The organism is Neochlamydia sp. S13, from assembly GCF_000648235.2.
Taxonomy (GTDB): Bacteria; Chlamydiota; Chlamydiia; order Chlamydiales; family Parachlamydiaceae; genus Neochlamydia.
The window spans coordinates 789,522-811,518 of the sequence record NZ_AP017977.1 but is presented as its reverse complement, the minus strand read 5'-3'; the positions used below and the strand labels follow the sequence as shown (position 1 = coordinate 811,518).

Sequence of the window (21,997 nt, the reverse complement as noted above, 5' to 3'; positions counted from 1 at the left end):
AGAATTTAAAGAATTATTTCTTTTTCTTTTTGGAATCTTTTTTTGCTTCTTTTTCTTTAGGCTGCTCTTCTAATTTTCCTTCAGGCTCTTCGTTATTCACTTTGCTTTGAGCAGTAGCATAACGTTTTTTAAATTTATCAACGCGGCCTTCAGAGTCAACTAAAGCTTTGCTACCCGTAAAGAAAGGGTGAGAAGCTGAAGAGGTTGATAAATGATAAACAGGATACTCAGTGCCTTCAAATTTATCCATTTGTTTTGGCTGTAAAGTAGATCCACATACGAATTTATGTCCTGTCGAAGAATCAACGAACAAAATTTTTTGATATTTAGGATGAATATCTTTCTTCATCAGAATTAACTCCCAAAAAGGTTAACAAATTTAATTTTCTTAAGTTACGAAAAAATGATAAAATGTGTTCAATAAAAAAACAAGCCTTTTCTTCGCTGTTTTTCAACACATTTATTTTCAGAGTAGAAAACCTGGGCGAAGCTAAACAGGTTTTGTACTTAATGATTGGCAATTGATTGAAATTTTTGCTTCTTAACTCTAAGATGTCTAAACACTCGTATTTGCAAACCTTAACACCCAATTTTTTATTATGTTTTATCATTCTTCTCTATTCTCAAACTACGACAAGGTTCCTAAAAGCCTTAAAATCCTAATTTGCATGACAGCTATAGTTACTGTATGTAGCGCAGCACTAGAGCCTCTTTTTATCGCTATCTTTAAAATATATGGACCTCAAGAAATTTTAGGGCTCTCCCCCTGGGGTATGGCTAACTCCTATTATTGGCAACTTATTACATCTCTTTTTATTCAAAAACATGCAAATGGCATTAATTTATTTTTACTTATTAACCTTACCTTTAATATGTATATGCTCTGGCTTTTTGGATCCCAACTTGCTGAATATTATGGAGATAAATCTTTTCTAGTTCTTTATTTTATTAGCGGCATTCTTGCAAACCTAGCAGCTTTAGCTGCTGTTTCCCTCTTATCACCTTATAAGATGTTTATTATTGCAGGCTTGACTCCCTCTCTGTTAGCCATCTTTGTAGCCTGGGCCATGCTTCATCGAGAGACCACCCTTCTCCTCTTTTTTTTAATCCCTATTCAGGCTAAATCGCTTCTAGCTGTTGTAATTGCTTTTTCTCTTCTCATCCCCTTATCGGCACTAGATTTTGTGAACCTATTCTACCATATGGTAGGCATAGCGTCCGGCTATCTTTATAGCGCAGTTGTTTGGCAACAACCGACGCCTTACCTATACATGCAAAACATAGACAAAATTTTTATGGGGTGGGGCCACAAAGTGCATACTAAAATCCGACGCTACTTTTTTTCCACCCCGCAAAAGAGTAAAATTGTTGATATCAAAACAGGGAAAGCTAATCTAGGAGATGATGCATTTATTGACGAGATGCTAGCCAAAATTTCCCGCTACGGAGAACAATCTTTAACGCGGCAAGAAAAAGACCGCATGCGTAAAATTTCGGAAGAAAAAATGAAAGGGAACTAGGAAAGCTTGCATTTTGGGCAGCCAAATCACACTCTAACTTATCAGCTCTCTTGATCTCAAAGTGGCGTACGGTGACTTTTTATGATTATAACCCCTTCCGAAAACTAAATTTTGCTTGTTACCAAGTATATTTTATAGAACATGAGATAGCTTTTCCATGGAGGAAGATCGCACGAGTAAACGAAATAGGAGCTAGGAAAGAGGCATCTTCTGCTTACTAAATATAGTTTTAATAAAGATCCTTCCTGCGCAAAAAATTGAAACTTTTCCGCGCAATACTAAGAACTTAAAATCTATGCGCTATGCACTTTCTCTTCCAAGAACAGAAAACTTATGCTAGGACGATTTGAAGGCCTTACAGGCATCCAAAAAGAAGAAGCTCCCGGGCGCTTATATTATGGGGCCCTCCCTCCACAAAGCTTAAAGGGCAAGCCTTACCTCACTTGGAAAAAGCTTTATAAAGACTTTGAAAATACAATCAGCAAGAGGACGGCTCTGCAAGCTTTGATAAGAGTACCCAATTTTATTTTTCTACCTTATTCTCCAGATTTAAATCCCATTGAAGCCTCTTGAGCTAATTTAAGAAGATCAGAGACGCCAATTTAAGTAAATTTTCCCTCTTGCTCAAATCATTGATTACTCTTTTTAAGTAGGAGTCAATGATAAAAAATATAAAATTTAAATCACTCTAAAAAACATAATTTTGTTCTTCTTAAGATTATGTAAGATGTCTATCGCCAAAAATATTTGTCAAATAAACCTTATCTCCCTTATTCGCTGACCGTTTGCTAGAAGACCTCTCATTTATTAAAGGTTATTAATAGGCAGTAAACGCTCAGTTACAAGATTAAATCCCTTAACAACCTAAGCATCCATATTTTACTGCACATGAACGCAAAATAAGCTTTCTAATTATTTAATTTAGCTATGGGTCTACTTGACAAACAAACTTTTGAAACATTAAAGTTATGTGCTATATTTAAACCACTGCTCTTTTCTATCAAAAAAACTAAACCTTTAAAGACGCCAAGCAAGCATAAGAGCTTAAAGCCGTTAATTAAAATGAATTTAGTAAGTAAAATTTATATACTTTCTATCACTCTCGGAAAAATTAACTAATGCACTCTGCTTTTTTTCCTTCTTCTCCTTTATCCTCTTCCTTTTTTTCTTTGCCTGAGGAATTGTATTTGCATCTCTTTTCCTACTTTAATGCGAAAGAATTATGTCAGCTTCAGCGAGTATGCAAATATTTCCAAAGAATGATCGAAGATCCTTATCTGTGGAGCAAACGCTTAAAAAAAGATTACAACTATCACTTCACCTCTTACCAAAAGCAAGCCAATCTATTTTATAAGAATCAAGGCCGGTTACCTATGCAGGTAGCAGGGCTTCTCCCCCTCTCTTCTTACTCTGACAATTGGAAAACAAAGTATCGTAATCTAGTAAAAATAAAAACAAACATGGTTAATGGAGAATACACTTTCTCTACTTTACGAGAGCATGGCTCGTATGTTAAATGCTTAAAAATAGTGAATGGCTCGCTTTATAGTGGCTCTATTGACAGCAACATAAGCATTTGGAACATAGGTAATCAAGAGCAGCAAACTATTCTGAAAGGGCACAAATCTAGCGTGAATTGCCTTAAAACTGGGTATGGTCACCTCTTTAGTGGTTCTAGCGATAAAGCAATTCGCCTGTGGAATATTCAAACAAAAAAAAGCCAACGTGTTTTTCATGGGCATGAAGGCATCGTTACTTGCCTGAAAATAGACAATGGTATGCTATATAGTGGGTCTAGTGACAATACCATACGCATATGGGATATTGAGACTCAGCAACAGCTTACCGTATTAAAAGGGCATACTTGTAGAATTGAATGCTTAAAGCTAATTAATGGCCTGCTCTTTAGTGGTGCGCAAGACAGGACTATAGGATGTTGGGATATTGAAAGAGGAAAAGAGATTTGTTGGTTGAAGCACGACAACTGGGTGACATGTATGAAAGTGGCTCATGGCAAACTTTTTAGTGGCTCAGCCTGGGAAAATACAAAGGTAAAAATATGGGACATAAAAAAAGGGCTGATAACCCATTTACCTACGGAAGATGATTGGGGAATTACAGACTTAAAAAAAATGGGTAATAATATAATTAGCAGCTCGGGAACAGGTTCGATAAAAATATGGGATGCTAATACAGAGCAATGCCTCCTTACTTTAAATGGGCATACGAGAAGAGTTAATAATCTTCAAATTGCCTATGGAAAAATCATCAGCACTTCTGATGATACAACCATACGAATCTGGGACTCTCTAAAATCACAATCAATGGTGACCTTAAGAGAAAACACTGAAAAGACAACCTGTCTTAAAGTAAGACATGGAAGAATATTGACCGGCCATGCCACTGGTTCTATCTGTGAATGGGATTTTAGAGATTCTGTTCTTCAAGATGAAAGCCCTTCTCTTCTTCTCTAAATATTTCCAACTTTTTTTCCCTCCCCTTTAATTATACTACCAAAATTAAAAAGCAAGAAATAGATGATACGCTACTTGTAAGGTGTTTTTCTAGCTTTTTATGTCTACCTTCGATAAGATTAAAAACATTTATCAAACGAAAAAACATTCTTTGACCAAACTTTTTAAGCCATTAAAAGGATTTGAATAGCTAAAGCTATTGGCAGCGTTGAGATTGTTCTAGACATCGTTTAAGATGATCCTGACAAAGAAAAAAGCCCCATTGAATAACGCCTTTAATAACCTAGAAAATTCTTCCAGTCGTTTAAATTTTGCTAACTCCTTTTCTAGTTATCCAACAGATGCTTATAGTGTTTAGAGGAACTACGCTATTAAACTTTAAAGAATAAATCAATCTTTGAAAGGTGGCCTTCTTCTTAAAGATGAATTTTTATTAAGTAAAGGGTAAGATAAAAAGCCTCTCAAAAGCATACTACTTGGCTAGATAAAAAAATTATAAGCTAAATAAATTGCTTAAAAATTAGAAGATTAGGATTTGCAAGTAGGGAAGATGTGAGCAAGCTTCTACCGGTCGAGTCGACTTTTATAAGTACTTCTTTAGTTTTTTAAATAAGCAATCTAGCTATTCGTCAGTCAAAGCCTTTTTTTCTTGGCGACATTTTTTAAAAAAATCACGCATGAGGGCGGCTCCATATTCCTCTAGAATGCCTCTTTTAATGTTAAGATTGTGCGTAGGATGAACCTTCTCAAACACATCCATCCAACTCCCATTAGCCCCATGGCGTAAATCAGGTGCCCCCCATACTAGAGTGGAAATTCTTGATAAAAACATAGCTCCTGCACACATACAACAGGGCTCTATGGTGGTATAAAGTGTGGTGCCAGTCAACCGCCAGTTCTCCATTGCCCCTGCCCCTGCAGTAATGCATAGCATTTCTGCATGAGCAGTAGCATCTTTGAGCAGTTCTACTTGGTTATATCCCCTAGAGATTACTTGTCCTTCATGCACCAGAACAGCCCCTATAGGAACTTCGCCCTGCCTGAAAGCTTTCCATGCCTCTTTCAATGCTTCAAGCATAAATTTTTCGTCTTCTGACTGAGGCTTAAACGTAAAAGGAAAAAGCATAGCTACCCATTCAATCTTTTCTGTAGTAATGCCATTTGCTTTTTCAATGATTCTGTATCTTGAATATATTTTTTTTGCATTCCAATCAATTTTTTCTCATACTTATCCGCTAAGCGAGCGATTTGCTCTTCATAGTAATCTTTCAAAGATTGCTGGCTTAAATGTTCGTCCTGAGCATCTTCTACAGCTGCTAAGGCTTTTTGCTCTTCTTCAGCACGCTTATTAAGCTTTTCATAAATTTCTTTAGGAAATACTACCGAATTCATAACGGAAAAAAGATAAGTACGTACAGCTCCATATTGACTAGCTGCGCCCTCCACGATCTGTTGTGATTTATCTGCCTCAATTTCAGTTAATTGGGTAAAATCATTAGATATTTGCAACAACGCCCCTTCAAAATAGTCATAAAGCTCGGCATTCTTGAGGAGCCATCGATTAATGATAAACTCAGCAATTTTTTCTCCATTTTCTTCCTGCTCTAAAGCTAAGGTATAAGCATTTACTATCTCTTCATTAGTTAGCTTGTTTAAGTTCTTACCTAAAAAATATTTCTTTACAAATTTAAAATCGTTTTTAAGATGCTCGTGTTTAAGGTCTTTTTTTACCTCCTCAATGATTTGAGGCATCCATGATATTAACATTTTAGATTTTTCTTTATAAGTGGCGTCTTTCAGCATAGAGTAGTTCCTTACAAGGGTGTTTTAATTATGCACGGTCCAAGAATCTACCAACTTAGCAGAGAAAATGCAAGAAGAGAACCTTTTATTAAGGGGGGTTAATTTAAAAACTATGAAATAGGCCCTTCATCCTAAAAACCTCTTTTCTTCTTTTTTCTTTTACATTTCTCCTTTTATTCGCCATGGCTCCCTCCCGCCCTAACAAGATTGCTCTTGATTTTTAATAGTTACCTAGGTAAGATGGGATGATAGAGTGAGAAAAATAGATTTACATTTTTTTAATATATTAAGTCCCCATAACTATGGTCGGGCTTTAAACTTAAACGGGGGATTTTCTGAATGTCTCTAGACAAAGGAACGAAAGAAGAGATTACAAAAAAATTTCAGCTTCATGAAAAAGACACAGGCTCCGCTGACGTCCAGATCGCTATTTTAACAGAGCGTATTGCTGAATTAAATGAGCACCTTAAGCGTTCTCCTAAAGATCACGCTTCTAGGCTAGCTCTCTTTAAGCATGTTGGCCTAAGAAGACGTTTATTGGATTATTTAAACTCAACCGACACTTTGCGCTACTTGTCGCTTATTAAAAAGTTAAAATTAAGAAAGTAACGCAAGCAGCTTTATATTAAGTGGGGCAGATGGCCCATACCACTGCCCTTGTTAATCAAAGCTTAAGACTATTTATCCTTAAGAAGGCCTCAAGTTTAAGGAGAATTTTAAAGATTATAGAAATCAGAAATCGCGCTTTAAATCAGTCATTTAAAGTATGTTTTCTGAGTTCTATCTATTAGCCTTCTTTATAATCTTCGATGACACTTGCTGGAAAAACAGCATAAAATTATGCATATTTTTTTAGCCTTCGACCTATCTATAAATTCAAACTACATTTTAGGAGTATAATATGCAACCACACCTCATGAAGGTTAAAGTAGGCGAGCAAGAACTAATATTTGAAACAGGAAAAATTGGTAAACAAGCCAATGGGGCTGTTTTAATAAAAGCAGGCGAAACTTATCTTTTTAATAGCGCTTGTGCGGCAGCTAACGCGGCTGATAATATTGATTTTTTCCCTTTGAAAGTTGATTACCAAGAAAAATTTTCTGCGGTGGGTAAAACGATTAGCGGCTTTATAAAAAGAGAAGGGCGCCCTTCCGAGAAAGAAACCCTTATTTCACGCCTTATAGACCGTCCAATACGTCCCATGTTTCCCGAAGGCTATTATAATGAAGTTCAATTATTGTCTTACGTATGGTCTTACGATGGCATTAATATGACAGAGCCATTGGCAATCTGTGGCATTTCAGCCGCTTTAGTGATCTCCGATATTCCCTTATTAAAACCTATAGCTGGTGTACGTATTGGCTTAATAGATGGGAAGTGGCTTGTCAACCCCACTCAAGAGCAGATGACCAAATCTAAATTAGATTTAATGTTAGCAGGAACCGAAGATGCTATTCTTATGATCGAAGGCCACTGTGATTTTCTGACCGAAGATCAACTCATGGAAGCCATTGAAGTGGGCCATAATAGTATCAAAATTATTTGCCAAGCTCTACTCAATTGGCAAAAAGAGATTGGTAAAGAAAAAAATCTGACCACCCTTAGAAGCTTGCCTACAGAACTCATAGGAGAAGTTGAAAAACTTGCTACGCCTCTTTTAGAACCTGCTTTAAGAAGCAATCTAAAGCAAGATCGTGAAGAAAAATTGAATGCTATGAGAAAAGCTGTGGTAGATACCCTTTTACCTGAAGGAGAAGAACCTAAATATTCCGTTAACCAGGTTAATGCGGCTCTTAAAGATCTTCAGTCTAAATACATGCGTAAAATGATCTTAGAAGAAAATATTCGTAGCGATGGACGTGACAGTAAACAGATTCGTTCAATAGATATCGAGCAAGGCCTTCTGCCTCGTACGCACGGTAGTTCATTATTTACACGCGGTGAAACACAAGCGGTAGGTGTATGTACATTAGGTGGGGAAGCTATGTCTCAAAGATATGAAGATCTCGATGAAGAGAGTAGCCGTAGATTTTATCTTCAATATTTCTTCCCTCCCTTCTCTGTAGGAGAAGTAGGACGCATAGGCGCCCCAGGACGCCGTGAAATTGGCCATGGAAAATTAGCAGAAAGAGCTTTGTCAGCTATTATACCTGCTCGAGATATCTTTCCTTATACCATGCGCTTAGAATCCACCATTACAGAATCCAATGGTTCCTCATCGATGGCTACAGTATGTGCTGGCTGTCTTTCTATGATGGATGCAGGAGTACCTATTAAACGTCCAATTGCAGGAATTGCCATGGGATTGATCTTAGAAGAGGGACGGTACAAAATTTTGTCTGACATATTGGGAATCGAAGATGCTTTAGGCGACATGGACTTTAAAATTGCTGGTGATCAGCATGGCATTACAGCCTTCCAAATGGATATCAAAGTAGAAGGTATTACCCCTGCTATTATGCAAGCGGCTCTAAATCAAGCTAAAGAAGGTAGAATTCATATCCTTAACAAGATGTTGGAAGTTTGTCCTACTTTCAAACCGCAGATGTCTATCTATGCCCCGCGTATTGAAACCATGCAAATTAAACCTAGTAAGATTGCAACAGTGATAGGTCCAGGGGGAAAACAAATTCGAGCTATTATCGAAGCCTCCGGGGTAGAAATTGATATCAACGATGATGGTTTGATTAGCATAGCCTCTACAAACTTAGAAGGTATTGAAAAAGCCAAAGCTATTATTCATGGCCTAACAGCTGAAGTAGAAATAGGTAGAACATATACAGGTAAAGTTACCTCTGTAGTAGCTTTTGGAGCATTTATAGAAATTTTACCGGGTAAAGAAGGATTATGCCATATCTCTGAATTTGAACATACACGCATTGAAAACTTAGCCGATCATGTCAAACAAGGAGAAGTAATCTCTGTAAAAGTTTTAGATATCAACGAACGTGGCCAGCTTAAGTTAAGCCGCAAAGCCCTTCTTAGTAAATAATGCTGAGGAGATCGATAGTCTATTTCTATCGATCTCCCTTCATTTTATTCATTCCTTAATATATTCATATTTTATTATCATATCACTTTTCGCTTATCTTTTTGTGTCAAACTTTATTCCTTTCAATCTCATCTTAAGCCCCGCTACTTGGCTAAAAAATTTCTTTGCTATGTTCTTAGTAGGTGATCTAAATTTCTAAAACAGCTAGCTAGACCTGCTATCAGAAATCCCTTCTTAACAAACAATCATACCCTCTATTAGCAAGCCTCTTATTTTAACCTCAATTCTTTAATTTTAATGAGTATCTGATAAATTTTGGTAACTCTTAAGATCGCGATCTTTAAACAATGCTTTTGCGCTTACAGCCCCTTAATTTTCGCTCTACTAGCTTTCTTAAAGCTTTCTACTTAAGTCATTGATAATTAAAGCTCATTGATTTTGTGTCTTATCACTACCTTAGAAAGAAGGTTATTATAAAAGTAAATACTCCTTTTGCTTAATTCTTCCTAGCTTAAGCCTATCTTAAAGCTCCGTCAGCTAGCTATTAGCGAATAAGCTTATCCGGATATCCACCCTAAGATTAATAAACGCAGCATGAGTATTTTTAATTGCTTTCTAAAAAATTGCTTAACGCACCCATCAAGCAACATAAGGCATTAATTAGTCTCAAAAAAAGTATTCAGAAGACTTTTTAAAGCGTAACCTCTCTTCCCAAAAGCTAAGTAAAAAAATTAGCATATAGCTGATCTATCTTACAAGTGAGTAGGCCAAGCCAATCCTCAAGGCGCTTGCATAACTTTTAAACCCGCCATCCTAATTAAGGAAAATTAAAAAAATCTTATAATTACGATATTTAAGTTCTTTACAAATTTGAAGGGTATAGATATAAACTGCTTTAACACTGGCCAAAAAACTACAAACGGCAACATATCAACCATTTATTCAACTTTAGGCCCCATAACTGTAGGTAGTAATGAATAATATTTTTTCTTGGAATCCTCCTAGACCTCTTCTCAAGCAGCTAGAAAATTATTGCCGTGACTTAAATAAAACCCTCCCTACAACTGAGAGAAATAAAGACCCCACGCAAGACCTTACTGCTTTTTTCCAAAATTTTGTGCAAACAATCGAAGTAGAGCACCGCCCTCTTCGCAAAATCTTTGTACGTTGGCTAGGAAAAAAAGATTTAGTAGATAGCAATGGAAAGCTTGAACCTACTTTAATTGCGAATTATCTTTCTCCGCTTTGGAAAAAGGACCCTAATAAATGCCAAGCTAATCTCTATCTTTTATTCAATTACATGACCAAAATTACGAAAAGGTTTATTAAAAATAAATTCAGCGTAGCAGTAACTCCCTCCCTTGAAAAAATTGATATTAAAACTTTGGATCAGAAATTTTATAAAAGTTACCATAAAATTTTATCTACCGCGCAGTTCATTTGCTCGCTAGAAAAAATAAAAGATGAGTCAATTAAAATCATTATCACTGAGCTGAATGTCTGGTGTCTCCATTATTTAGTAGAATCAGCAAAAACGCCCTTAATCAATTTTGCTCAGGATAAATACAACTATCCATTTAGCGAATATATAGACGATAATGCTCCTCATTATCACCGGGAAGATGGAGGAGCAATTGTAAATATTTTTCTTAGGGAAATCCAGAAACGACACAATTGGCTAAAAGATATCAAAATCAGCCTCATAAAAAATGATGAATTTGAAAAATTAATTATTAATTGCTGTCAGATATTAAAAGGACGCTATCTTCCTGCTGAACCGAACGATCTGGAGAATATTCTTATAGAGATTAATAACAAACCAGCAGACAATGATTTTACTTTTGTAGATTATTCCGAAGCGTTCAAATTCTATGAACATGATAACTCAATTCTCCCTAACAAAAATATAAATGAAATTTTAGGTAGTGTTTTTAAAGGCAATCATTTAATTGTTGGGGTGGTATTAAAAATTGATGGCCAGTCTCTCTATTTTTTCCATGGCAATAATAAAGAAAACTTACAGAAATTTTTAACTACATTTAAAAGCCTTCAAGGAGCTCACGGAGCGTATCCTGATATTGTATTACTCAAAGAACTTTTAATTCGTACAGGCTATAGAATTACATCCCTATTAGACCACTATCCTATTCCCCAGAGAAGAGCTTACGAAACCTACCTAGAGATTCCTCCGTTAGAAGAGCGTGAGATTACTCTAGAGGAAGTAATAAATACCCATCAAAAACTTTTTGAGTACGTGAAATTTTTATCTGAATCAGCAGAAAACTCGACACTTACCTCACACTATTTGCAGTTTCTTTATAAACTACTCGCAGCCACAAATCCGGTCATAAGAGTAGAAAATCCTCTTATATATAAAGCAGCATTTCATTGTTTAATTAAGATAAAAAAACATCTTAGCCAGCTCAGCTATAATAATTTCCAAGATTGCCAAAATAAATTCATTCTTGTCTTCGAACATTTTCAACAGCTTCAAATATTGTACAAAAGAGAAGAAATTGAAACTATTCCTGAAGTCCTAAATTCCCAACCTACTCCTAAAGGAGTGGTAAGCAATGGATATACTTTTACAAGCGGTATTGCTTGCTTTGGAAACATTACGGAAGGGCTTTTGCAGATGCTTGCGGAAGGATCTCATCAGCCTGATGGAGAGCCTCTTAAACCCTCTGTAATATTTGACACCAATAGTTACTACGAAATCAGTGAGAGCACAGGCGGCCTTAAAGATTGCTTAAAAGAACGTTTTTCCTGCCAAACTGCCCAGCTAAGTAATTTTGAAACAATTCCGGACTTGGAAAATTATGACGTTATCTTTACAGATATCTATCCTAATCGGGTGGTAAGGCTTGTCATAGAAGAAATAAAAGTTAAAGAGATTATTAAAACAATTTTAGAAAAAAGAGATTCTATCTCTGTTACACATAAAGATAATAAACGTCCATTAGCAATGGTCCTTGATTGTGCCACTACGTTTTTCATGCATGAAGAAGTCCGCAGCCTAGTAGAAGAATTTGAAACCCCTATTAATGAAGGAAAATTGATTCTTATTTTAACCAACAGCCTAGCTAAGTATGGACAGCTTGGGCTAGATAAATTTCCGGGCGGAATAGTACAAGTTTATAGTTCCGATACATCCGCAGATGATTTATTAAGAGGTTTATTAACAAGCAGTGCAAACGATAACTTTTCCAAAGAAGCTTTCTGGTTTTTTCATCTTATGCTCAAACATTGCAGTGAAAATATTATAAATTATCTAGAAAAAATAAGAAAAAATACTGACTTTGTTTATAAGGAATTACAAAAACAGGGATTAGTCATAGAAAAAAAACAAGACATTACCGATCAAGGCTCCACTCAAAAGAATAATACTAAAAAACCTTTAATTCAAATAGGTTATAGAGATGAAAAAGTCCCGATGATAGGGATTCATATGAATGGTTTTCAAAGAGAACTTTTTGGAAAGGAGGATGAGCAATTTTTACATATTTTGGTAGTTATCATGCAGTATTATTTGTATGCTAGATATATCAAAAATAATCTACCTGTCACCATGAGCCAAAGCTTTGGATTTGCGAATGCCAATTTAATTGAGTGCTGGTCTGCATTGAGATTAACAATAGGCCTAGAGGAGGAAAAAGATTTACGTTCATATGCTGCGATAATCGGTCAAATTAAAGAAGAGCTAGATTGCTTAGTCGAAGATGATTTAAAAGAAAAGGTAAAAGATAACATCCTCAAGCTATCCAAGCAACAGGATTTAAAAAAATTATTTTATCATTACCATTCTAACTTTGTAGACGAAGTTCAAGGCGGTTTATCATCTTTTGTTAACTATCTTTGCACTCTTAAGGACTGCTAAGAAACCTTTTAGAATATTAAATAAGGCGAGTTACCTGATAAGGAAATAGCTCAAAGGAGAGCTTGAATCTATCTCACCCCTTGGTCAATTCATAAACCTGCAAACTAACAATCTTTGCCAATCCTTAATATTTTTCTTTCCTTTAACTACCATTCGCTGGAACTTTCTTTGCAGCTAAGATATCCATTTAACCTGCCATCTTATTCTTTTTAAACTAGAAATGACCCTTCTCCAGTCCTTTTGCCAGGATTTAGTGGCCTATAAATCCAAAGAAAAATTTCTCATGTCAAAAGCTTATCTCTAAGGTTCCGCTACCTGGCGTTTATTTCGGCAGCAATATTTTCTCAAACTTATAGATAACCTTTTCCTTTTGCTAATAAATAAGGGATGTCTTCTTTTCCTTTACACTGCTAATCGATTGTTTGCCCTCTGCGCGCCTCTTCCTGCTGAAAAAAACGTTGGCTGCTACGCGCTGCCAATCTAACTTTGTGGCTAGCTTAAGTTGCATCTAAGCAAGGTTTACAGCATTCTATCTTGGGCGATCTTAGTGGCATCTAAACACTATGAAAGAGCTCCTGGTCAGCAAAGCTTCACTCTTCTCTTTGAAGCACATCACATGACCGTAAATCTTTAATGAACACTCGACCAAATAGCGGTACAGATCTTTTTCGAGGATGCATAGGGTTAAGCGTCTAATACGCTTTAAAAGAACTTAGTCTATATACCCCACCCTCTGAAAGATGCCTCTCTGCTTAGCAAAAGGGATTTTATAAAGTACATGATAGCATAAGGAGTAGATTAAAAGCGTACAACTTATTTTTTACACTCCTTAAGAAGCTTGGGTGCTAAAATCTTGCGTTGTGTGCCCATAACTCTTCAAAACCATTTTGGCATCATATCTTAGCCATCATAGAAAGGTACTTATGTAAGACGAATAAAAAAACATGTGCTAGTGAAATACCTTCTTCACATGGTTTGATTTTTTTACAAAAAAAATTAAATAGTGAAGATCATGATGGTTAAGAGAGAGATTGATTAATGTCCCATTTCGGAGATAGAGGATAACTGTAAAAAGCTTGAGCCTTAAACAGTGCAAAATGTAGCTTGAAAGCTATTTGAGGCCTCTAATTGGCAAGAACAATAGAAGAAGTAGATGGCCAAAATTATCATTAAGCGAAGCGCTGGTTATGAGTATAATGTTTTATAAAAAGTGGCTATATCACATGCATAAACTTTTAATATGTTAGGGAACCCTTATCAACTCAAATATCGTCATCCTGACCGCCGCTAAGTTGTCTTTGCTAATTTAATAAAGAGAAGGGTAGCTCATGCTTACACCACCCGTAACCCCTGCAGCCACTTTGCTCGTAAGGAAAAATAAACATCAATGAGCTAGATGATGGAGTATAGGCTATGGTGTGAAGCAGTATAGGATTGTTATATTCTTATCCAATGAATAGCGTTAAATATGAGTACGAATATTTAGATTTTTATCCATGTTTGAATCATTGCACCTGGATCAATAATGCCCTGGAGTTTTACAGAAGCTTTATTGACCTTCGTGTTACCAATTTTAATGACTTTTAAATTCATGTTGTCTAAAAAAGGAGGCAGTTCTTCAAATGAATGATTTCCATTCAGATTTAGCTCTTGTAAATTAACCAATTCTTTTAGTTCAGAAGGTAAAGAAGTTAAATTATTAGCGCAAAGATTTAAATGCTGTAAGCCTGTCAGGTATTTAAAATAAGCAGGTAAATTTGTTAACTTTGCGCCACTCAGTTCTAAAAACTGGATTTGTTCAATTTGCTGCATGATATCTTTTAAGCATATTCTTTCAGCTTCTTTCGGATTAGAAAAATCATGGTTTAAGTATGTGTGCAGAATATGTCGAGCTATCGTGTGACCTTTTAAACTTCTCGAATACTGCACATAGATACGACCTTTCAGATACACATTCTTAACAATAAATTCACACAGTTGCTTGATTTCTTTTAACTGATTAATTTTCTGGGATATCTCACTAACACTTTTTGCTGCATCTTTTATGCCCTCATTAGAAGGAATCGATAGATCATAATCATTCTGCCCAGTTAAATGAGATTCAAGGAAATCAGGACAGGATCGGGAATCTAAACTAGAGGTTTGTGTTAATGCTTGCATACTGTACTCCTTTTTAACAAAATTTTTATTTTATTATAAAAAAAATGTCAATAAGTATTTAATACCAAACGATCTGGAAAAATTTTTTTTCAAGATAATATTTACCAACAAACCTGTCCAGGTAATGTTTGAAAGTGTTTTAAAAACTGATTTTGTATAATTAAGCGGAATTAAAACTTTCTTTTCTTTTTCTCCCATCTTTTGTAGAAGTGAAGAACTTACTTAGCAAAGATCAGGCTATATTTACTTAGTATTTAAAATTTTATTTAGTATCCTTAATAAATTTATTAAGCAATTACGCACGTTAGCTAGTAAAAGAACATATCCAGCTGCGGGCATTTACGTAAGAAATATTTTTTTTAATGTAAGATTACCTTTTATAGGTACACTAGGTTTAGGCCCTCAAATTTACCTAGGTAAATTTGAGGGCCTTTATCTATAGGGAGAGGCAGAACAGTCGATATATTGAAAACTTTATATATTAACTAGATGATGTTCGATTTCAGGGATGGGACAATCCGTCAAATCTTTGGCCACTTCAGCCACTATAGTTTTTTGTGTGCTAGTATTTATATGATGGCGCACTAATCCTAAAAACGCCGGATTAGCCATTAAATAAAGCCGTGTAAATTCACCTTTATAATGGGCAGCGCAGATATAATCTCCTAAGGATCTAGCAAATTTCTCCTTTTCAACCTCTTTAGGATCCGTTTCAGGTTCATAAGCATGACGAGTGGTGCCTCCACTTTGAAAGTTACGTCCAGGTTTTCTCCCTTCTAAAACCTGATCTTGTAAGCGGCTTTCAGGGTGATTGAGGACAAGAAGTTCTTCAATTTTAGGAAACTTTGCTAAACGATAAATCTTAGCTTTCGAGCTATTGGCAACTACGATCCAAGTTAAGGTATGTGGCATTCTTCCTCCTAATGCTATTAAAACAATTAATTTTATTCTTAAAAAAGCAACTGATTATTCTATTGTCTATCTTTTAGTCTCGAAAAACAGATTAAAACTTTTCTAAATTTTTCTATCACTTATGATTTATAAAGTCCGTCTACACCTTTTATAGAAAGGTTTTTTAATTGATGAAGCTCTCAAGAGGCTTATATTTAATCTATCTTTTAAAAGCATTTACTTAGCCCATAATCTAGTATTTAGCTTTTTAAAATACTATAAAAAATACAATTAGGCTCAGCCTTTATCTATTTCAAGTTATCACGTTACTTATTCTTAAGCCTATTTACCGAGCTTACAATAACACTCTTTTTTCCTCCTAGCTACAAGATTTTTTTATCCTTTCTTTTTCCTATTTATCCTTTAAATTCTTATTCCTTTTCCTACAAAAAAAATCCAGCTTTATTAGAATTTGGACACAGGCACAAAATAGTCTTATCAATCTAATTGCTACAGATAAATAAAACGATCCCTGCTCACCCATATGCTAGAGGCTTAAGGGTCTACAAAAAAAATTACTTAAAAAAAGCTCAGTTATCTTTTGTAGGGCTATAACTACTTATAGCCGGTGAAGTGCCCTTTTAGATAAAGTTAAAGATAGACCTTTTAAGTAATAACAACAACTTTAGCACTTAAAAAAAAACTACTTCAGCTTTTTTAGCAATTTAGCATTTTGGTGCCACTTTTCTGTATTTCATTCCTCAGTAGGTTAGTTACTAAACACAAGTTAGATGCCATGCCTAGAGTTGCCAATGCTTCTTCTATTGCATGGAATTATATAAATCTACACGAAAATATTCGATCGGCTTTAAAAGTTGGCAGTAAAACCTTTGCCGCTTCATTTCGGCTACCTTTGCATTTAAGTATGTGGCCATTCTTAAATATAATGTCACTTAAGATAACCCCTCTGTCACCAAACTGATCGGTTCTTTTTACGCTCCTTGTTTGTTTTAAAAAGCTTGTTTGAACTATCCCATACAGGGATGGCAAATAGACAAGCTCAGCAATATTACTTGGAGCTCTACTTTAACTTTAAAGATGGTTAAATCTTCGATCACTTAAAATTAAGCGATGAATCTTCTATTTAGCTAACGATTTTAAAATGAGGCGACCTTTTAAGGCCTTTTAAAGCCTAATCAATTTTCCATTCTACCATACCCGCCTATATCCTCATTAGTGGCTGCACAGCGCCCATTCACAGCGTTTTTAAGCCAACCCCTGGTGGGTAGCAATAAAAGCTCTTACAAGAGCTTATAAGATGAAATAAGTAAGCTTTAATCTTAGCAACAAAGCCCTGGCTTAAATAACCTCTCCTTAATAAAACCTTTAGATTTTAAGGGAGAATAATCGGGTCGCCCAAGGGAACTTCCCCCTTAGGCTCCCACAGACACGTACGTGAAACTCTCGCTTCATACGGCTCCTATTGTTCTTCAAGCTTTCCAGCCTTTTCCCCACCCCCATAAGTTCCTCGTATTTCTACTTGACTTATTGAGTTGGATTGAACAATTCAACCCCTTCGCTCCCCCTTCATTACAAAGGCTTCTTCACTACTACGAGTTGATCTGCCCCTCATACATGCTTCGATATTTCCCACTTTGTGTTCTTCACTTATATGGTTTTCTCTTAACATCATCTATGAAGTTCCCACGTTCCATACAAAAGCCTAGACTAAGTTCACGCTATCTTTATGCCGGACGCCATTTAGGCAGTAAACAGGTTGCCCCTAAATTTATCCTGGAAGAGCTTTTAACCCCCAGTTTTGACATCATCCTTAAGCTTTCGACACTTGGACCAATAGTTCACTTTCGTTCGTCTCCTTAGCCCTCACCTGATATGCTTATCATACCTTTTCCTTAACGCTCACTACCTTGGCTTTTGACCAAAGCAGCTTAAGGTGGTTTGAAATCTCTTCCTGCAAAGCGACTTCGAGGAGCCATTTTCCTCATCTTTCGTATAGTTACGCACATCTATAATGTGCTCGTGGCACACAAAAACCCAGCTTAGCTTTTTTTCGTAGTTTAGCACGCATTTCTAAATGGTAATAAGCGTATTTACTTGTTCTCAAGTATCCACAGTGGATTAAAAGTTGAAAATGAAAAAGCTTGATCTTTGGCCAAAACGTTTTATTTGGATTTGCCGTATGCACAGCCAAGCAGCACTGTCAACAGCTGTTAAGTAATGCGTAACAGGGCAGGCCATAGTGCTAGAAAGTATTAGCTGATAGCTAACCGAAGAGAGTAATTCAAATTCTCTACCTTTTTAATTTAATTTTCAGAAAAAATGCTGTAGCGTTTTATAGGAGGAGCTTTGTTTTGCTTTTTCTTGAAAAGCTGGGGCTAGTTGGGTAAGATTAAAACGTTTGAGGTTGAAAAAGTTAAGATAATTTGAAAAAAGCATGCAAACCTTGCTCGCTTCCCATCTGAAGATGAATTTAAAACATCTTATATCTCATCTGTTTCCTTCCTCACGAAAAGACAGTATAACTCTTTAAATGGAATTTTCCAATGGGGGGGGGGGGTATACAGACCGCAATAAATATAAAAAAAGCTAGAATGATAAAGGAAAAAAGGTGGAATAAAGCAAGATAGGCTAACAGGAGGACAGAAGAGCTTTTGGAAGCGATAGTTGAGTAAAAAAAAAGCTTGGCGGCGACCTACTCTCCCACACTCTTGTGTGCAGTACCATCGGCGATAAGAGGCTTGACTTCTGAGTTCGGTATGGGATCAGGTATTTCCCTCTCTCTATTGCCACCAAGCAAAATTGTTTTTAGCTTTAAAAAAGCTAGGCAAATGATTAGTTAAGAAATCGTATCAGCTTTTAGCTTTAACGCTTCACACACATAAATCAACGCTTGAATTTCTCTTTCTTACATTGGCTTATTTTGCGTCAGCTTGTAGTCTTTGTTACTTTGACCCAACTTGTCTCGATAAAAGAAAGTTGGTCAAGCCAATCGACTGATTAGTATTGGTTAGCTCAACACATTACTGTGCTTACACATCCAACCTATCTACCATGTAGTCTTCATGGTGTCTAATTGGGATACCTTATCTTGAGGGAGGCTTGGCGTTTAGATGCTTTCAACGCTTATCCTTTCCGAACATAGCTACCCGGCTATGCACTTGGCAGTACAACCGGCACACCATTGGTTCGTTCACTTCGGTCCTCTCGTACTAGAAGCAACTCCTCTCAAGTATCCTGCGCCCACAACAGATAGGGACCAAACTGTCTCACGACGTTTTGAACCCAACTCGCGTACCGCTTTAATTGGCGAACAGCCAAACCCTTGGGACCTTCTTCAGCCCCAGGATGCGATGAGTCGACATCGAGGTGCCAAACCGCCACGTCGATATGAACTCTTGGTGGCGATAAGCCTGTTATCCCCGGAGTACCTTTTATCCGTTGAGCGACGGCGATTCCACTTTCCACCGCCGGATCACTAAGCCCTACTTTCGTACCTGTTCGACTTGTTGGTCTCACAGTTAATTTGCCTTATACCTTTACGCTCTACTCGTGATTGCCAACCACGATGAGGCAAACTTTGGACTCCTCCGTTACTCTTTAGGAGGATACCGCCCCAGTAAAACTGCCCGTCTGGCAATGTCCGTTCCCCAGATTCATGGGTGAACGTTAGATTCCCGACTTGTCAAGACCAGTATTTCACCGTCGACTCCATCTTACCTGACGGCAAGACTTCTAAGTCTCCTGGTTATCCTACACATGACAAGTTAGGAGCCAATACCAGAGTACAGTAAAGGTTCACGGGGTCTTTCCGTCTTATTGCGGGTAAACGGCATCTTCACCGCTACTACAAGTTCACCGAGCCTCTCGTTGAGACAGTGCCCAGATCGTTATACCATTCGTGCAGGTCGGAACTTACCCGACAAGGAATTTCGCTACCTTAGGACCGTTATAGTTACGGCCGCCATTCACCAGGGCTTAAATTCGAAGCTTCGCATTGCTGCTAACCTCTCCTTTTGACCTTTTGGCATTGGGCAGGCATCACACCATATACTTCGACTTAGACGTCTTTGCATAGTGCTGTGTTTTTGTTAAACAGTCGCCTGGGCCATTTCTCTGCGGCCACGCTCCGCTTCACATGCTAGATGTGTCACGGCTCATGGCTCCCCTTCTCCCGAAGTTACGGGGATAATTTGCCGAGTTCCTTAACGAGAGTTCTCTCGCGCGCCTAAGAATATTCTTCCCACCCACCTGTGTCGGTTTTGGTACGGTCACCTTCGACAGCTAGAATCTATTTCTTGGAAACATCGCTCTACACCATCGGTTCATTTGCACTCCCCTTGTCCACTATCTAGAATCCTGCTGACGGATTTGCCTATCAGCCTTCCTCGTAGTGTCACGGACTCTTCCAATCGTCCGCGTGCTTTACTTATTTCGTCAATCCATCGCTGTTGTCTTCGGTGGCGCAGGAATATTTAACCTGCTTTCCATCGCTTACGCTTTTCAGCCTCAGCTTAGGGACCGGCTAACCCAGGGAAGACGAGCTTTACCCTGGAAACCTTGGGTTTTCGGCGAGGCAGATTTTCACTGCCTTTATCGTTTACTCATGCCATGCATTCTCACTAGTATGCGCTCCAATGCTCCTTTCGGTACATCTTCTGTGCCCATACTACGCTCCCCTACCGCGCATATTTTACAATATGCACCCGCGAATTCGGCTCTATGCTTTAGTCCCGGATATTATCGGCGCAAAGTTTCTCGATTGGTGAGCTGTTACGCACTCTTTAAATGATGGCTGCCTCTAAGCCAACATCCCAACTGTTTTAGAAACTTTACTTCCTTACTCACTTAGCATAGAATTAGGGGCCTTATTCGGCGATCTGGGCTGTTCCCCTTTTGACAATGAAGCTTAGCCCCCACTGTCTATCTCCCGGACTGCTTTACAGTATTCGGAGTTTGATTTCCTTTGGTAGACCGGTAGGTCCCCGCGTGAATTCAGTGCTCTACCCCTGTAAAGAATACGTCCGAGGCTAACCCTAAAGTTATTTCGAAGAGAACAAGATATCTCCACGTTTGATTGGCCTTTCACCCCTATCCACAACTCATCCAAAACTTTTTCAACAGTTACTAGTTCGGTCCTCCACAAGGTGTTACCCTTGCTTCAACCTGGTCATGGATAGATCACGTGGTTTCGTGTCTACGCCATATGACTTATTCGCGCTTTTAACGCTCGCTTTCACTTCGGCTCCGGAACGTAGGTCCCTTAACCTTGCCATATAGCGTAACTCGCTGGCTCATCATGCAAAAGGCACGCCGTCAGCCATTCCCTTATAAAGGGCATAGGCCTTCGACCGTTTGTAAGCTGCTGGTTTCAGGTTCTATTTCACTCCCCTAACAGGGGTTCTTTTCGCCTTTCCCTCACGGTACTGGTTCGCTATCGGTTATCAACGAGTATTTAGCCTTGGGAGGTGGTCCTCCCTGCTTCAAACCGGGTTTCACGTGTCCGGCTTTACTCAGGTGCCTATCCTGTCAGGTCCTCTTTTCGTCTACGGGACTATCACCCTATATTGTCCAGCTTTCCAGCGGTGTTCGACTAAGATTTCCTGATCTTTTGATAGGTCCTACAACCCCAGAGTCATTGACTCTGGTTTGGGCTTTTCCCATTTCGCTCGCCGCTACTTTGGGAATCTCTTTATTGATTTCTTTTCCTCTACTTACTAAGATGTTTCAGTTCAGTAGGTCTTGCTTCTTTAACCTATGGATTCAGTTAAAGATGATGAGGTATTACTCTCACCGGGTTTCCCCATTCGGATTCCACCGGGTCTACGCTTTCTTCCAGCTCACCGATGCCTATCGCGGGTTTCGCGTCCTTCATCGCCTGTTGATACCAAGGCATCCACCAGCAGCCCTTAATAGCTTGACCAAAAAATTTAATTTTTGGACTAAAGCTGACGTTTTACAATTACGTCATTAAGTTTAATGAGCATACTTTATTTTGTAAGTGTTTTCCACTTACTTTCGCCAATTGTTCAGTTTTAAATTTACATTTAAAACTTAGGTAAGAAGTTTACTCTTCAAGCGTCGATTTATGTCTGTGAACTTATCAGTGTTTAACGTTTTGCTTTCGCTTAACGTAAGATGCGTTTAATCGTTATTGCTAACGATTCGCTATTAACATGATACTTTTACTTTAATCATCAATCTTATCTTTTGAAGATTAACTCTTTTGTTTGATTTCTTATTAATCACTTGCCTTTCAAGA

General features: G+C 37.5%; 11 protein-coding genes and 2 rRNA genes. 6 read left to right on the top strand and 7 right to left on the bottom strand.

Annotated elements, in window-relative coordinates; all coding sequences use genetic code 11:
• Positions 1–13: 13 nt before the first annotated feature.
• Positions 14–349, bottom strand: coding sequence for a type B 50S ribosomal protein L31 (locus TY21_RS03105; RefSeq protein ID WP_039385088.1), 336 nt, complete (start codon positions 347–349; stop codon positions 14–16).
• 319 nt (positions 350–668) lie between these two features.
• Here TY21_RS03105 and TY21_RS03100 point away from each other — a divergent pair, with 319 nt between their 5' ends.
• The 3 genes from TY21_RS03100 to TY21_RS03090 all read left to right on the top strand — a co-directional run bounded on the left by TY21_RS03100 (position 669) and on the right by TY21_RS03090 (position 3,994).
• Entirely contained in the window at positions 669–1,520 is an 852-nt protein-coding gene (locus tag TY21_RS03100) for a rhomboid family intramembrane serine protease (protein WP_042242899.1), read from the top strand.
• 333 nt (positions 1,521–1,853) lie between these two features.
• The gene (locus TY21_RS03095) at positions 1,854–2,093 is read left to right on the top strand and encodes a hypothetical protein (RefSeq protein ID WP_042242896.1); all 240 of its coding nucleotides are present in this window, start codon (positions 1,854–1,856) and stop codon (positions 2,091–2,093) included.
• 545 nt (positions 2,094–2,638) lie between these two features.
• A complete protein-coding gene (locus TY21_RS03090) occupies positions 2,639–3,994 on the top strand; it encodes an F-box/WD40 repeat-containing protein (RefSeq protein WP_042242889.1) in 1,356 nt (451 codons plus the stop codon).
• Between the two features lie 622 nt (positions 3,995–4,616).
• Here TY21_RS03090 and tadA read toward each other — a convergent pair.
• Both tadA and TY21_RS03080 read right to left on the bottom strand, forming a co-directional pair.
• A complete protein-coding gene (tadA, locus tag TY21_RS03085; RefSeq protein ID WP_042242886.1) occupies positions 4,617–5,120 on the bottom strand; it encodes a tRNA adenosine(34) deaminase TadA in 504 nt (167 codons plus the stop codon).
• 2 nt (positions 5,121–5,122) lie between these two features.
• Complete coding sequence (locus TY21_RS03080) at positions 5,123–5,797, bottom strand: hypothetical protein (protein WP_042242883.1); 675 nt, start codon at positions 5,795–5,797, stop codon at positions 5,123–5,125.
• A gap of 339 nt (positions 5,798–6,136) precedes the next feature.
• On the opposite strand from TY21_RS03080, the gene rpsO reads away from it, so the two are divergent.
• From rpsO to TY21_RS03065, 3 genes are all read left to right on the top strand, one after another.
• The gene (gene rpsO / locus TY21_RS03075) at positions 6,137–6,406 is read left to right on the top strand and encodes a 30S ribosomal protein S15 (RefSeq protein ID WP_039385127.1); all 270 of its coding nucleotides are present in this window, start codon (positions 6,137–6,139) and stop codon (positions 6,404–6,406) included.
• A gap of 292 nt (positions 6,407–6,698) precedes the next feature.
• Positions 6,699–8,789, top strand: coding sequence for a polyribonucleotide nucleotidyltransferase (gene pnp / locus TY21_RS03070; protein ID WP_039385129.1), 2,091 nt, complete (start codon positions 6,699–6,701; stop codon positions 8,787–8,789).
• Positions 8,790–9,762: 973 nt separating this feature from the next.
• Entirely contained in the window at positions 9,763–12,666 is a 2,904-nt protein-coding gene (locus tag TY21_RS03065) for a hypothetical protein (RefSeq protein WP_042242880.1), read from the top strand.
• Between the two features lie 1,482 nt (positions 12,667–14,148).
• Here the strand turns inward: TY21_RS03065 and TY21_RS03060 are convergent.
• The 4 genes from TY21_RS03060 to TY21_RS03045 form a co-directional block, all read right to left on the bottom strand.
• Positions 14,149–14,826 carry a leucine-rich repeat domain-containing protein gene (locus TY21_RS03060; protein WP_042242877.1) on the bottom strand — a complete coding sequence of 226 codons (678 nt, stop codon included), beginning with the start codon at positions 14,824–14,826 and terminating at the stop codon, positions 14,149–14,151.
• A gap of 474 nt (positions 14,827–15,300) precedes the next feature.
• Complete coding sequence (locus TY21_RS03055) at positions 15,301–15,738, bottom strand: host attachment protein (RefSeq protein WP_039385137.1); 438 nt, start codon at positions 15,736–15,738, stop codon at positions 15,301–15,303.
• 2,679 nt (positions 15,739–18,417) lie between these two features.
• Positions 18,418–18,532 (bottom strand): 5S ribosomal RNA (rrf, locus tag TY21_RS03050).
• 182 nt (positions 18,533–18,714) lie between these two features.
• Positions 18,715–21,658: ribosomal RNA gene (locus tag TY21_RS03045) — 23S ribosomal RNA — on the bottom strand.
• Positions 21,659–21,997 lie beyond the last annotated feature (339 nt).